The organism is Pseudoxanthomonas sp. JBR18, assembly GCF_028198165.1.
GTDB lineage: Bacteria > Pseudomonadota > Gammaproteobacteria > Xanthomonadales > Xanthomonadaceae > Pseudoxanthomonas_A.
In genome coordinates, this window is sequence record NZ_CP116339.1 from 4457823 (window position 1) to 4472632 (window position 14810).

At 67.1% G+C, this 14810-nt stretch carries 12 protein-coding genes; 8 read left to right on the top strand and 4 right to left on the bottom strand.

Going from position 1 to position 14810, the window contains the following annotated elements; all coding sequences use genetic code 11:
* The first annotated feature begins 14 nt into the window (after positions 1–14).
* The 5 genes from PJ250_RS19950 to PJ250_RS19970 all read left to right on the top strand — a co-directional run bounded on the left by PJ250_RS19950 (position 15) and on the right by PJ250_RS19970 (position 8556).
* Positions 15–1637, top strand: a complete 1623-nt coding sequence (locus PJ250_RS19950; protein WP_271646375.1) for a CHASE2 domain-containing protein — start codon at positions 15–17, stop codon at positions 1635–1637.
* 150 nt (positions 1638–1787) lie between these two features.
* Positions 1788–3866 (top strand): M13 family metallopeptidase, encoded by a 2079-nt coding sequence (locus PJ250_RS19955; protein WP_271648715.1) that lies wholly within the window; start codon positions 1788–1790, stop codon positions 3864–3866.
* Positions 3867–3978: 112 nt separating this feature from the next.
* A complete protein-coding gene (locus tag PJ250_RS19960; RefSeq protein ID WP_271646376.1) occupies positions 3979–6075 on the top strand; it encodes a M13 family metallopeptidase in 2097 nt (698 codons plus the stop codon).
* Positions 6076–6200: 125 nt separating this feature from the next.
* Complete coding sequence (locus tag PJ250_RS19965) at positions 6201–6434, top strand: hypothetical protein (RefSeq protein ID WP_271646377.1); 234 nt, start codon at positions 6201–6203, stop codon at positions 6432–6434.
* A gap of 97 nt (positions 6435–6531) precedes the next feature.
* Positions 6532–8556 carry a M13 family metallopeptidase gene (locus tag PJ250_RS19970; protein ID WP_271646378.1) on the top strand — a complete coding sequence of 675 codons (2025 nt, stop codon included), beginning with the start codon at positions 6532–6534 and terminating at the stop codon, positions 8554–8556.
* Between the two features lie 73 nt (positions 8557–8629).
* Here PJ250_RS19970 and PJ250_RS19975 read toward each other — a convergent pair whose 3' ends face one another.
* Both PJ250_RS19975 and PJ250_RS19980 read right to left on the bottom strand, forming a co-directional pair.
* Positions 8630–9304: a rhomboid family intramembrane serine protease gene (locus PJ250_RS19975; protein WP_271646379.1), complete on the bottom strand. Its 675-nt coding sequence runs from the start codon at positions 9302–9304 to the stop codon at positions 8630–8632.
* Positions 9305–9445: 141 nt separating this feature from the next.
* Positions 9446–9793: an MGMT family protein gene (locus PJ250_RS19980; protein WP_271646380.1), complete on the bottom strand. Its 348-nt coding sequence runs from the start codon at positions 9791–9793 to the stop codon at positions 9446–9448.
* A 267-nt stretch (positions 9794–10060) separates the two neighbouring features.
* Between PJ250_RS19980 and PJ250_RS19985 the strand changes: the two genes are divergently transcribed.
* Complete coding sequence (locus PJ250_RS19985; protein ID WP_271646381.1) at positions 10061–10222, top strand: hypothetical protein; 162 nt, start codon at positions 10061–10063, stop codon at positions 10220–10222.
* A 520-nt stretch (positions 10223–10742) separates the two neighbouring features.
* Here PJ250_RS19985 and PJ250_RS19990 read toward each other — a convergent pair.
* Entirely contained in the window at positions 10743–11867 is a 1125-nt protein-coding gene (locus tag PJ250_RS19990; protein ID WP_271646382.1) for an inorganic phosphate transporter, read from the bottom strand.
* Positions 11868–11943: 76 nt separating this feature from the next.
* Complete coding sequence (locus PJ250_RS19995; RefSeq protein ID WP_271646383.1) at positions 11944–12570, bottom strand: DUF47 domain-containing protein; 627 nt, start codon at positions 12568–12570, stop codon at positions 11944–11946.
* A 281-nt stretch (positions 12571–12851) separates the two neighbouring features.
* Between PJ250_RS19995 and PJ250_RS20000 the strand changes: the two genes are divergently transcribed.
* Positions 12852–14174, top strand: a complete 1323-nt coding sequence (locus PJ250_RS20000) for a hemolysin family protein (protein WP_271646384.1) — start codon at positions 12852–12854, stop codon at positions 14172–14174.
* On the top strand, positions 14149–14799 hold the full coding sequence (locus PJ250_RS20005; protein ID WP_271646385.1) for an exopolysaccharide biosynthesis protein: 651 nt from the start codon (positions 14149–14151) through the stop codon (positions 14797–14799). Before PJ250_RS20000 ends, PJ250_RS20005 begins: the two co-directional genes overlap by 26 nt.
* Positions 14800–14810: the final 11 nt, after the last annotated feature.

Sequence of the window (14810 nt, forward strand, 5' to 3'; positions counted from 1 at the left end):
GAACCCATCGCCTGATGCGCGCGCTGAGATCCATCCGCCGCAGCCGGGCGCATGTCGGTGAGCGCGTCTTGACCGGCGTCGGGGCCGCGGCACTGGTGATGCTGTTGACCCTTTCCGGCCTCACCGCGCCCCTGGATCGTGGCCTGTTCGACCGCCTTGCCGGCGCACGCCATGCCCAGGGAGAGCAGCAGGTGGTCGTGGTCGCCATCGACGCCCCCAGCGTGAGTCAGCTCGGGCCATGGCCATGGTCGCGACGCGAACTGGCGCATCTGGTGGATCGCCTGACCGCCGCTGGTACCCGCGCAATCGGCCTGGACCTGCTGCTGGCCCAGCCCAGTCTCTACGATCCCGAAGGTGACGCGCTGCTTGCGCAGGCGATACGCCGCAACGGTGCGGTGGTGTTGCCGGTCATGGCCGACCTGCCCGCGCCGCCGCAGCCGGCCACGGCCCTGCTGCCCGCCCCGAGCCTGGCTGAGGCCGCCGCGGCGCTGGGCCATGTGGAAGTCACCACCGACCCCGATGGCATGCCACGCCAACTCGACTTGCGTGCGGGGCTGGGCACACCACGCTGGCCTGCGTTCTCACTCGTGCTCGAGTCCCTGGCGACCCACGGCACTGCGCTTCCCGCCCGCCATGCCAGACACCGCGCCGTCGCCACATCCGACGCACGGCCGGAGACCTGGTCGGGAACCGAAACGGTCCTGCTGGCCTACCCACGTGGCGGTGGCATCGAGCACGTCCCGGCCGCCGGTGTCCTGGACGGCCGCATCGGCGCCGAGCGCCTGGCGGGGCGGGTCGCGATCGTCGGCCGCACCGATGACGCCGCGGCCGGCGAGGTGACGGTGCCCGGCATGGCGCACCAGTTGGCGCCGGTGGATATACAGGCCAATGCGGTGGCGCGCCTGCTTGAGGACCGCGCGATCTGGCCCATCCCGATCCTGGCGCAGGTCTCGCTCGCCGTTGTCCTGGTCTGCCTGCCCCTGCTGCTGCTCGGGCTGCCGGGCATGCACACGCTCTGGGTGCCGATGGGGCTGGCCGTGGCCCTGGTGGGCCTGCTGTGCTGGGCCTTGCTGCTGGCCGGCGCGTGGTTTCCTCCCATGGCCGCCCTGCTGGTCTTGATGATCGGTGTGGTGACCGGCGTGGTCAGCAGTTGGCTGCGCACGCGCCGCCAGTCGCGCCTGGACGCGGGCACCGGAACCGCCAACCGCGCCTGGTTCGACACCCGTCTGGAGCGCGATGTCCGCACCGCGCGCCGTCGCGGACGGCCGCTGTCCTTGTTGCTGGTGGAGGCGCGCGGCCCCGGGCCGCAGCTGCCCGGGCAACGCGGGGAGCTGGCCCTGCCGCTGGCTGCCGCCCTGCGCCTGCGCCTGCGCCGGCCCGCCGATCTGATCGCCCGTCTCGATGCCGGGCGCTTCGCCGCGCTGCTGCCGGACACCGGCGCCGACACCGCCACTGCGCTGGCCACCGCGCTGATGGTGGACCTGGAAGGCCGGCCCGGCCGCCCCGGGCCCGCGGCCCGTGGCAACGGCCTGCGCATGGGCCTGGCCACCCTCCACGCCGAGGACGCCCGCGGCAGCGACCTGTTGCTGCGCGCCACCCGCGACCTGGTGGCCGCCCGCGACCCCCTGGCGCCCTGAGCCCGGGCGCCAGCCGGTGCCCATGACCTTCGACACCGGCCCGCCTCCCGGCGCCACGTTACAGTCCCACGATTGCCCGGACCACCCGCGGCAAGAGCGACTTCACGGTTATCCAAGGGAGCCTACGTGCGCACGTCCAAGACCAAGATCCTGCTGCTCACCCTGTCCATCGCCACCGCACTGGCGGCCTGCAAGCAATCCGACGACCAGGCCCCGGCCACCTCGACCCCGCCTGCCGACGCGCCCAAGGCCCTGACCCTGGACGATTCCAAGCTGCCGCCGTTCAACAGCTTCAAGGCCAGCGACCTGGACAAGAACGCCAACGTCTGCACCGACCTGAACGCCTACGCCAACCAGAACTGGCTGGCGGCCAACCCGGTCCCGGGCGACCGCACCAGCTGGGGCAGCTTCGAGGTATTGAGCGAGCGCTCGGAAGCGGTCCAGCACCAGCTGGCCGAGCAGGCCGCCGCCGACACCAACGCCACCGGCGTGGAGAAGATCGTCGGTGACTTCTGGGCCACCGGCATGGACCGGGACAAGATCGAGCAGCAGGGCATCGCGCCGATCCAGGGGGAGCTGACCGCGATCGACGGGCTGACCGACCAGGCCAAGATCACCGACTACCTGCGCACCAGCGCGGCCAAGGGCCAGAACATGCTGTTCGGCTTCGGCGCCAACGCCGACTTCAAGGCCTCGGACATGAACATCGCCTACGCGATGCAGGGCGGCCTGGGCCTGCCCGATCCGGAGTACTACACCAGCGCCGAAAACAAGGCCAAGCTGGAAGCCTACCAGGCGCACATCGCCAAGACCCTGGAGCTGGCCGGCATCGCCCCGGAGGCCGCCGCCGCCCAGGCCCAGCAGGTCATCGACTTCGAGACCCGCCTGGCCAAGGTGTCCAAGACCAGCACCGAACTGTCACGCCATGTCGAGTTGTTCTACAACCCGGTCACCCTGGAAGAGGCCGACAAGCTGACCCCCAACTGGTCCTGGACCGAGTTCTTCAAGTCCCAGGGCGTGACCCCGCCGGAGAAGTTCTCGCTGGCCATCCCGGCCTTCCACGAGGAAGTGTCCAAGATGCTGGCCGATACCGACCCGGCTGCCTGGCAGGCCTACCTGCGCTTCCACACCATCGACGAGGCCAGCCCGTACCTGAGCAAGCCGTTCGTGGATGAGAACTTCGCCTTCTGGAGCAAGACGCTGCGTGGCCAGAAGGAAATGAAGGACCGCTGGAAGCGTGTGCTGGGCACGATCAACCGCCAGGTCGGCGAGACCATGGGCCAGCTCTACGTCAAGGTCGCCTTCCCGCCGGAAGCCAAGCAACAGATGGAACAGCTGGTGGGCAACCTGCGCACCGCGCTCAAGGCGCGCATCGAGAAGCTGGACTGGATGAGCCCGGAGACCAAGGAAAAGGCCATCGCCAAGTGGAACACCTTCACTCCCAAGATCGGCTATCCGGACAAGTGGCGTGACTGGTCCGGGCTGAAGACCAGCCGCGAGAGCTACATCGGCAACGTGCTGGCCGCGCAGGAATTCAACTACAAGTTCGACCTGTCCAAGATCGGCAAGCCGGTGGACAAGACCGAGTGGGGCATGACCCCGCAGACCATCAACGCCTACTACAACCCGCAGCAGAACGAGATCGTGTTCCCGGCCGCCATCCTGCAGCCGCCGTTCTTCGATCCCAAGGCCGATCCGGCCCTGAACTACGGCGGCATCGGCGCGGTGATCGGCCATGAGATGACCCACGGCTACGACGACCAGGGCGCGCAGTTCGGGCCCAGCGGCAACTTCGAGAACTGGTGGACCGATGCCGACAAGCAGGGCTTCGAAGCCCGCACGGGCAAGCTGGTGGACCAGTTCAACGGCTATACCACCAGCGATGGCGGCAAGGTCAAGGGCGACCTGACCCTGGGCGAGAACATCGCCGACCTGGGCGGCCTGAACACCGCCTACGACGCGATGAAGGTCGCCGAGCAAGGCAAGCCGGAACCGGAGATCGATGGCCTGACCCAGGACCAGCGCTTCTTCCTCAACTGGGCCACGGTGTGGCGCCGCAACTTCACCCCGGAAGAGCTGGCCGTGCGCCTGAAGACCGATCCGCATGCCCCGGCCAACTTCCGCGCCAACGGCGCCCCGTCCAACATGCCGGCCTTCGCCAAGGCGTTCGAATGCAAGCCGGGCGATGCCATGGTGCGCGCGCAGGACAAGCAGGTCGTGATCTGGTAAGCCACCGCGCCCCTGGCGCACTGCGACGCGGCGTCATGCCGCGTCGTCACTTATTTCCCATGTGCCGCAAGGCACCTTCCATCGGCCGCGAAAGCCAACGAGTCCCGAATACGTGAACGCACCGAAACTGATCACCCTTTCCCTGGCCGTGAGCCTGGCCCTGTCGGCCTGCAACAAGCACGCGGACACCACGCCGGCCCAGGCCTCGACCCCGCCGGCCACCGCCGATGCCGCCAAGCAGGCCCCGTCCTTTGACGTGACCGAGCTGGACAAGGACATCAACGTCTGCGACGACCTCAACGGCTTCGTCAACGCCAAGTGGGTCAAGGCCAATCCCATCCCCGACGATCGCACCAGTTGGGGCGCCTTCAACAAGCTGGCCGAAGACAGCCTCAACACCCAGCACGACATCGTCGAGGCCGCGGCCAAGAACAAGATCGCGCCCAGCGACTCCATCGAGCACAAGATCGGTGCGCTCTATGCCGCGGGCATGGACCAGGCCGCCATCGACAAGGCCGGCTACACGCCGCTGCAGCCCACCCTGGACGCCATCACCGGCCTGAAGAACAACCAGAACGTGGCCAAGTACATCGTCGACCGCTACGCCCAGGGCGACGGCCAGGTGTTCGAGTTCGGCTCCGGTGCCGACTACCAGCACGCCGAGACCCAGATCGCCTACGCCAACGAAGGCGGGCTGGGCCTGCCGACCAAGGATTACTACACCGATCCCAAGTACGCCGACATCCGCGACGCCTACATCGCCTACATCGCCAAGTCCTTCGAGCTGACCGGCACCGACCCGGCCGCGGCCAAGACCCAGGCCCAGCAGGTGTTCGACCTGGAAAAGCAGCTGGCCGCCGCCTCGCTTTCGCGCGTGGACGCGCGTGATCCGAAGAACCAGTACCACTTCGTCTCCGTGGCAGAGGCCGACAAGGTCACCCCGCATTTCTCCTGGGAGACCTTCTTCAACGCCCAGGGCGTGAGCATCGACAAGGGCTTCTCGCTGTCACAGCCGAAGTTCTTCGCCGAGTTCGACAAGCTGCTGGCCAAGGCGCCGACCGATCAGTGGCGGGCCTACCTGCGCTTCCACGCCATCGACGGAGCGGCCAACGCGCTGAGCCAGCCGTTCGTGGATGCCAGCTTCGACTTCTGGGGCAAGACCCTGTCCGGGCAGCCCCAGCAGAAGCCGCGCTGGAAGCGCGTGCTCGGTGCGGTCAATCAATCCATGGGCCAGGCCCTGGGCCAGTTGTACGTAGCCAAGGTGTTCACCCCGGAAGCCAAGACCCGCGCCACCGAACTGGTGGACAACGTGCGCAACGCGCTGAAGGCCCGTATCCAGCATCTGGACTGGATGAGCGAGGACACCAAGGCCAAGGCGATCGCCAAGTGGGACACCTTCCTGCCCAAGATCGGCTACCCGGACACCTGGCGCGACTGGTCCGGCCTGGAGATCAAGCAGGATGATTACTACGGCGACCTGCAGGCCGCGCAGAAGTTCAACTACCAGTACGACATCGCCAAGATCGGCAAGCCGACCGACCGCAAGGACTGGGGCATGACCCCGCAGACGGTCAACGCCTACTACAACCCCACCGACAACACGATCAACTTCCCGGCCGCGATCCTGCAGCCGCCGTTCTTCGACGCCAAGGCCGACGACGCCATCAATTACGGCGGCATCGGCGCGGTGATCGGCCACGAGGCCAGCCATGGCTTCGACGACGAGGGCAGCCAGTTCGACGGTGCCGGCAACAACGTCAACTGGTGGACCAAGGACGACCGTGCCAAGTTCGACGCGCGCACCCAGAAGCTGGTGGACCAGTTCGACGCCTACACCCCGATCAAGGACAAGCCAGACCTGCACGTCAACGGCAAGCTCACCCTGGGCGAGAACATCGCCGACCTGGGCGGGCTGAACGTGGCTTACGATGCCCTGCACACCGCCATGCAACAGCACCCGGGCGAAGCCGACCAGAAAATCGACGGCTATACCCCGGACCAGCGGTTCTTCATGAACTGGGCCCGCGTGTGGCGTGGCGACATCCGCGAAAAGCAGGCCATCGTCTACCTCAACGCCGACCCCCATGCGCCGATGCAGCTGCGCGCCATCGCCGCCCCGTCCAACATGCCGGCCTTCGCCGAGGCCTTCCAGTGCAAGGCGGGCGACGCGATGGTGCGTCCGGACGACAAGCGCGTGGTCATCTGGTAAGCCGTCCCGGCTCCTGCGATACCCCAGCAAAGGCCCGGCACGTCCGGGCCTTTGCTGTTCCCGCGGCGCGCTCGCCGGGCCGCGGTTAAGCTGGGAATTGGAATCACACACACAAGGATCGTGCCGTGCCTGTCGAGGAACTCACCGGTGGCCTGCTGAGTGGCGCGCTGCGCCTGATCTGGTGGCTGCTCTCGGACCTGTTGCTGGAAGTGCTGATCAAGGGGACCGGGTACCTGGTGCTGCGGTGGCTGCGCCCCGGCTCGGAGCCCTCCGAAGGCGCGGCGACGGTGGCCGGCCTGTGCGCCTGGGCCGTGCTTGGCGGCATCGGGTTCTGGCTGTGGCACGCACACGCCGCCTGACCGGCTGAGTCCGTCCTGCACGGGTGAAGGCCTCGCCCACTTCGCGCGCCAACACGTTGCTAGAATCCGCGCCTTCCACCGCCGGAACTCATTTCAGATGCCGCAGTTGCGCAACGCCCGTACGCCCACCCTGCTCGCCCTGGCGCTGATGATCGCGCTGGGCAACGGCGAGGCCCTTGCCGCCAAGAAGAAGAAAGCCCCGGCCAAGAAGGCTCCGGCGGTCAGCGCCGAGTGCACCGATTTCTACGCCGCGGCCAACGCCGACTGGCTCAAGGCCAATCCGCTGCCGGCCGGCGTGGGTGCCGTCTCGGCGCTGGGCAACATGCGCGACTACAGCCTGCAGCAGCAGAAGGCACTGCTGGACGGCGCAATGCAGTCCCCGCAGGGCCAGGTGCAGAAGCTGCTCGGGGATTTCTGGGCCAGTGGCCTGGACGAAGCCGCCGTCGAGGCCGACGGTGCCAAGCCGATCGCGCCGCTGCTCAGCCGTATCGACGGGATCAAGAAGACCAAGGAAGTCCCGGCCGCGATCGCCGCCCTGCACCAGGTCGGGATCCCGGTGGCCTTCAACTTCAGCCCGGACGTGGACCTCAAGGCGCTGGACCGGCACATCGGCTACTTCATGCAGGGCGCGCTGGGCTTGCCGGACCCGGCCTACTACACCCGCACCGACACCGAGACCCGTGAGCTGCTCGGCCGCTACCGCGCCTACATCAAGCAGATCCTGGCCCTGACCGGCACGCCGGCCGACCAGCTCGATGCGCAGTCCGCCCTCGTGCTGGACCTGGAGACCCGCCTGGCCCGCGCGTCGCGCCCGCTGGACCAGCTGGCCAACCCCTTCAACAACTACGCACCGGTGGCGGTCAAGGACCTCAAGAAGCAGTATCGCAACCTGCAGCTGGACGATTTCCTGGAAGCCCAGGGGGTCAAGGACGACATGGTGTCCCTGGCCGACCCGGCCCTGTTCTCCCAGATCGACGGGCTGATCAAGAGCCTCTCGCCCGAGGAGTGGAAGGCCTACCTGCGCTGGCGCGTGGGTGATGCGATGGCGCCGTACCTGGCCAAGCCCTGGCGTGATGCCTCGTTTGCATTCCGTGGCCGCATCCTGGAAGGCAAGCAGGCGCCCGATCCGCGCTGGCTGCAGGTGCTGGACGCGATCAATACCGCGGCCGGCCCGATGCTCGGCCGCGAATACACCGCGCGTTACCTGCCCAAGGACAGCCGCGACAAGGCCGAGGCCATCGCCAGCGGCGTGCGCGAGGCGCTGGGCAGGGCGCTGGAGCGCAACGCGTGGATGAGCCCGCAGGCCAAGGCCGAAGCGAAGGCCAAGCTGGCCAAGCTGGACATCGAGATCGGCGCGCCCAAGCGCGACCTGGACTACAGCGTGCAGCCGATGGGGCGCGGCAGCTTCGGCGGCAACATGCTGATCGCCAGCACCTGGCGCCACCGCGAGGAGATGAAGCGCATCGGCAAGGGCAACGCCGAGCGTCGCTGGAACGTGCTGCCGCAACAGCCCGCCCTGGCCTACGATCTGGCCCAGAACCGCCTGATCATCACCGCCGCGGTGCTGCAGGCCCCGGTGTTCGACGTCAAGCGCGACACCTCGGCGCTGTACGGCGCCTTTGGCGGTCTGGTCGGGCACGAGCTCACCCGCGGCTTCGACGCCAAGGGCCGCATGATCGACGCGGCAGGAGAGCTGCGCGACTGGTGGACCCCGGCCGACCTGAGCGCCTGGAACGCGCTGGGCGCGCGGGTGACCAGCCAGTACAACGGCTACGCCTACCCGGGCCTGACCGCGACCAACGTCAACGGCGCCCTGACCCGCGACGAGAACCTGGCCGACCTGTCCGGCGTGGAGCTGGCCTGGGACGCCTACACCGCTTCCCAGTCGGCGCCCAACACCGGCGCCAAGCAGACCTTCTTCAACAGCTGGTCGCAGCTGTGGGGCCAGCAGGTCGCGCCGGAAGAGGCCACCATCCGCCAGGCCAGCGACACCCACGCACCGGGCCCGGTGCGCAGCAATGGGCCGCTGCAGGATCTGCCCGCATTCGCCGAGGCGTTCTCGTGCAAGGCCGGCACCCCGATGGTCCGCCCGGAGGCCGACCAGATCAGCATCTGGCGCTGATCATCGCTATCGGCAAGGCAAAAAAACGCGGCCGATGGGCCGCGTTTTTTTTGGATAACCAGAGCTTTCTAGGCTACTTCACCACCCGGAATCCCGGATTGCGGCGGCGCCCGCCGCCACGCCCGTTGCGCCCGAACGGCGGCTGCCTGCGCCAGTAGCGGATCAGCAGCCAGCCGAACAGCATCCCGCCCAGGTGCACGAAATGGGCCACGCCCGGCTGGCGACCGGTGTAAGCGAAGAACAGCTCCATCGCGCCATAGATGATCACCAGGGTCTTAGCCTTGATCTCCATCGGGATGGGGAAAATGATCATCCGATGCTCGGGGAACAGCATCCCGTAGCCCAGCAGCAGGGCGAACACCGCGCCCGAGGCGCCCAGCACCGGTGCCGGGAACTGCCCCTGGTGCAGCAGCAGCGTCCCCACGATCACCTGCAGCACATTGGCTCCCACCAGGCTCACCAGGTAATAGGTGGTGAAGCGCTTCTGTCCCCATACCGCCTCCAGCGGCGAGCCGAACATCCACAGCGCAAACATGTTGAAGAAGATGTGGCCGATGTTGGCGTGCATGAAGCCGGCGGTGACCAGCTGCCAGGGCATGAAGCCGCCACCCTGCACCATCTCTCCGCTACCGATCGGCCACAGCAGCATCGGGGTGGTCACCGCGTCGGGCAACACCATCTGCAGCAGGAACACCACCACGTTGGCGATCAGAAGGGCCTTGGTGGCCGGCTGCAATCGGGGAAACATCGTCGACAACCTCGTGCATGAAAATCGGGCTGCATCATACGTGCGGGCAGCCCAACGTCCTTGCAAGGCGCGGCTTTCGATCCTGTCAGGTGCGTGGGCGGGCCATTCCCCGGCCGGCGCGCGCCAGTCGCCGTCCTCGGCTCACTCCTGGCCCCAGATCTGCTCGTCGATCGACGCGGCGGCCTTCTGGCCGATCACCCGCCCCTTGACCACCTTGACCCCTTCGGCCCGCAGCCGCTGGCTTTGTTCACGGTAGCCGCGACTGCCCTCGGGAAAGGCCACCCGGCCGCTGGACAGCAGGATCCGGTACCAGGGCAGATCCGGCGCCCCGTACTTGCGCAGCACCTGCGCCACCAGCCGCGCCCGCCCCGGCAGCCCCGCCCGGCGCGCGATCTCCCCATACCCGGCCACCTGCCCGGCCGGCACGGCACGGATGGCCTTGAGGATGGCCGCGGCGCGGGCTTCGGGGGTGGAGAGGTCGGTGGCCATGGATGGATTCTAGGCTGGGCTTGCTTTGTTGTTCGAGCGCATCCCGATTTGTTGGCTTAGTGCAGAAGCAACGGCTTTCGCGCGGCTTCGCCGCCCGACCTACCTTCTTTGCTTGTGCAAAGAAAGCTAGGCAAAGAGGCGCTTTTCAACAGACGCACGTCTGGTCAACACACTCCGGGCGGCACGCCTGCGCTTCGCGCAGGTTCGCTACGGGCCGATGGATTTTTGGATGGGACACCCTGTCCCGTCCAAAAACGACGTGCATCCATGCACGTCGCCCTGCGGGTCTTTGCCTCGCCCCTTCGCCGTGCCTCACGGAGGATTTCAGAGCGCAAGCAAAAGCCAGAGCCCTGGCTTTTGCTTTTTAGTTTTGTGTTGCAGTTGCAGTTGCTGTTGCTGTTGCTGTTGCTTCACCTGTCTGAGCCGTAAAGCGAGCCGAGCATCGCAGAAGAAGATGGCCGCAGAGTCGCCCTGTCTGAGCGAAGCGAGTTTGGGCGACGTGCCATCTTCTTCGAGAAGCACAGGGCACCGCCGCGCAGCGGCGGCGAGTGTCCGGCGAGTAGCGGTTTTGCTTCCTTTTGCCAAGACAAAAGGAAGTCGCGCCCGCAGGGCGTGAAAGCTCTTGCCTTGCCCCCAGCATCGCCACGTCAAATGTCTAAGCCGTAAAGCATGCCGAGCACCGAAGCGAAACAGTGCCGAAGAGTCTGAGCGAAGCGAGTTTGGGCGCCGCGCCCCGCTTCGCGAGTAGCACGGAGGACCGACGCATAGCGTCGAAGCGTCTCCGCTACGAGCCGCAGTTCCGCCTCCTTTTGCTAAGACAAAAGGAAGTCGCGCCCGCAGGGCGTGAAAGCTCTTGCTCCTGCCCTATCTCGAAAAACCCAATCCCCGAATGCAGAACGGGAAGCCCCAAGGCCTCCCGTCCCAGCAATCCATCAGGCGACAAGAAGGCCTACGCCCACCCCATCACCTCCAACCCCTTCAACATCAGCCACGCAATGCCCCCCGCCGCCGGAATCGTCAGAATCCACGCCCACACGATGCGCTCGATCACGCTGACCTTCAGCGCCTTGGGATTCTTGGCATAGCCCACGCCCATGATCGCCGTGGAGATGCTGTGGGTGGTCGACACCGGCATGCCGAAGTGCGCCGCGGCGGTCAGGATGGTCGCCGAGCTGACCTCGGCAGCAAAGCCGTGGATCGGATGCAGCTTGACCATCTTGTGACCCAGCGTCTTGATGATTTTCCAGCCACCCGAAGCGGTGCCTGCCGCCATCACCACCGCGCAGGTCAGCACAATCCACAAGGCGACGTCGGCGCCACTGGCCGCCGGATCGGGATGCAGGAACGACAGCCACGACGGCAGGTCGTTCAACACCCCGCCCTGCTGGGCCCCGAACAGGGTCAGGGCGATGATGCCCATGGTCTTCTGCGCATCGTTGTGGCCGTGCGCGTAGCCCATGTAGGCGGCCGAGGCGATCTGCGCCTTGCCGAAGAACGCATTGACCCAGCGTGGCCGCGCCAGCCGGCGCAGCATGCCGCCGGCGCGACTCATGCCGGCGATGATCGCCCACAGCAGCAGCATCATCAGCACGCCCAGGATGAAGCCGGCGATGGGCGAGGTGATCATCGGCACGAAGACCTTCCACAGCAGGCCCTTGTTCTTGAACCAGCTGCCGGCGTGCTGCGACCAGATCAACGCATCCCAGTTGTTGTGCGCGGCCGCCAGCGCCGCGCCGCACAACCCGCCGATCAGGGCATGGCTGGAAGAGGAAGGCAGGCCTTTCCACCAGGTGATCAGGTTCCACACGATCCCGCCCAGCAGCGCGCACAGGATGACCTGGGAGCTGGCATCCACCACCTCAGTGTTGACGATGCCAGTGGCGATGGTGGCGGCCACCGCGGTCCCAGTCAGCGCACCGATCAGGTTCATCACCGCGGCCAGAGCGACGGCCCAGCCCGGGGCTAGCACCTTGGTGGCCACCACCGTGGCGATGGAGTTGGCCGTGTCGTGGAAGCCGTTGATGAACTCGAAGACCAACGCGGCCAGGATCACCACCAGCACGAGCGTCAGCATCGCGGCGCCTCCAGGGAGCACAGGACGCGACCCGGGAGACCCCGGCCGCAGGGGGAAAGGAGCTGCCACATGGCGATCAGGAGTTCTTCAGCACGATCTGGTACACCACCGCGCCGGCTTCCTGGCAGCGGTCGATCGCCTTCTCCAGGATCTCGAAGAACTCCTTGAGCAGGAACATTTGCAGGCTGTCCAGCCGGCCCGAGTAGATGTCCCGGTACAGCTCCAGCATCAGCCGGTCGGCCTCGTTCTCCAGCGCGCGCAGCTTTTCGTAGAGCGAGGTGACCTGGTCCAGGTTCATCTTCGGCAGCACGGTGACCATCTGCTGGACCACGCCGGCGGCCTGCTCAAGCATCGCCGCGCGCGGGGCGAAGTCGATGTGCTCCAGGTGGGTCACCGCCAGCGAGTAGCGGTCGGCGAACTTCTCCACCTGCTTGGGGATCTTGTGCAGGGCCGACCCCAGCGCCTCGATGTCCTCGCGCTCGATCGGGGTGATGAAGCTGTCCACCAGCGCCTTGCCGATCTTGTCCGACGCCTGGCGCTCGCGCTGCCTGGCCAGCTTGAAGGCATCCAGCGCCGGCTGCCGGTTGGCGCCCTTCATCATGGTGTGCAGGGCCTTGGTGCTGTCGTGCGCGGCGTCGGCCGCCTCGTCGAGCAGGGTGTAGAACTGCTGGCCGGAGCCGAAGATGGTCTGCAGGGAAAACATGCGTCGGGGCACCTGTCGCCGGACGGGGCGACGTCGAAGCCGGCAATTATGACGGTTTGATGACCCCTCGTCACAGTCTGATCGCCTGACACCCTTGCAAGCGCTTGATTCACGTGAGGTTGCCCCACACTGGGTCCTTGACGCCCGCCTTTGCTAGACTCCTCCAGCGCCCTGAACGGGGCGCATCTTATGGACGACGACCCTTACCCCCCCGCGGCCCCCTCGCGCGCCGCCCTCGCCCGGATGACCTCCGCCCCCGCCACTGACCTGGAGGGCGCTTCGTGTTCGAGCTGTTGATCGTCGTTTTCCTGATCATCCTCAATGCCTTCTTCGCCCTGTCGGAGATGGCGCTGATGACCTCGCGCAAGCTGCGCCTGAAGCAGATGGCCATCGAGAGCCGCGGCGCGCGCGTGGCCCTGGCCCTGGCCGAGCATCCGGACAACCTGCTGTCGACCGTGCAGATCGGCATCACCCTGATCGGCGTCCTGGCCGGCGTGTTCGGCGGCGACGCCATCGGCGCGATCATCGCCGGCTGGCTGGCGGGCTGGTTCCCTGGCGCGGAGCACTACACCGCGCCCATTGGCGTCGGCACCGCGGTCACCCTGATCACGGCCGGCTCGGTGATCTTCGGCGAACTGATCCCCAAGCGTCTGGCCCTGACCAACGCCGAGAAGATCGCCGCCGTGGTGGCCATCCCGCTGGACTGGCTGTCGCGCTTCGCCCGCCCGGTGGTGGCCGTGCTCGGCGCGATCAACCGGGGCGTACTGCGTTTGTTGGGCATCAAGGACGACGCGCGCCATGCAGTGACCGAGGAAGAGATCCGCATGCTGGTCAGCGAGAGCCACGAGCAGGGCGTGATCGACGACGACGAGCGCAACATGGTCAACCGCGTCCTGCGCCTGGGCGACCGCACCGCCGACAGCCTGATGACGCCGCGCAAGCGCATCGTCTGGCTGGACGTGGCCGCCCCGTATGAGAACAACCTGCAGACCATGCGCCAGGCCCAGTATTCGCGCTTCCCGGTGTTCCGCGAGAACGACCAGGACGTGGTGGGCGTGCTGGAGGTCAAGTCGCTGCTCGACCGCATCGCCGACCACTCGCCGGAGCTGTTCACCGAGCTGCGCGAACCGCTGTTCGTGTCCGAATCCACCCATGCGATGAAGCTGCTGGAGATCCTGCGCGAGGAGCAGCAGTCCCTGGCGCTGGTGGTGGACGAGTACGGCGAGATCCAGGGCATGGTGACCCTGGCTGACCTGATGAACGCGGTGATCGGCCGCTACCACCAGGCCGCCGAGAATCCCGATCCGGACGCCCTGGTGGTCACCCGCGAGGACGGCTCGCTGCTGATCGATGGCTCGCTGTCCAACGACGACCTGCGCGAGCTGATGGGCGGCGTGCAGCTGCCCGGCGCGGACGAGCGCGACTACCACACCGCCGCGGGCATGGTGATCGAGCAGTTCGGTCGCATCCCGCATACCGGCGAGCACTTCGAGTGGGCCGGCTGGCGCATCGAGGTGGTCGACCTGGACGGGGCGCGCGTGGACAAGCTGCTGCTGCAGAAACTGCAGGACGAAGACGATGACGATGACGACATCGTCGGGTGACGGTTCGGCCCAATCCCACCACGCCGAGACCACCCGCAGCCTGCTCGATGACATGGCGCGTGGCGATCCGGCCGAGCGGCTGCGCCTGGTCGACCTGCTGGCCGACCTGAAGCAGAGCGCTTTCGGGATGCTGCTGTTCATCGGCGTGCTGCCCTCCTTCATCCCCATTCCCGGCGTGGCCGGCGGCCTGAGCGGGCCGCTGGTGATGCTGGTGGGTGCGCAGCTGCTGCTGGGCCTGCGCAAGCCCTGGCTGCCGCGCTTCATCGCCATTCGCGGCCCCCAGCGCCAATCGGTCGTGCGCTTCCGCAACGCCCTGGCCAAGCCGCTGCGCTGGTTGGAGAAGGTCGTGCGCCCGCGGTGGGCGGGCATGCTGGACAGTCGTCTGGCGGGCGCGTTCACCGGCCTGCTGCTGCTGCTGCTCGGCGTGCTGCTGGCCTTGCCGATCCCCTTCACCAACTACCTGTTCGGCCTGTTGCTGCTGGTGTATGTGTTCGCCCTGCTCGAGCGCGACGGGATGCTGATGCTGGGCGCGTGGGTCCTGGGCGCGGCGGCGGTCGTGGTGTTCGGCGTCTCGCTCAAGGAGCTGGGCCAGGTCGCGCTGCACTGGCTGCAAACCAGGATGTAGCGCCGTCCCGG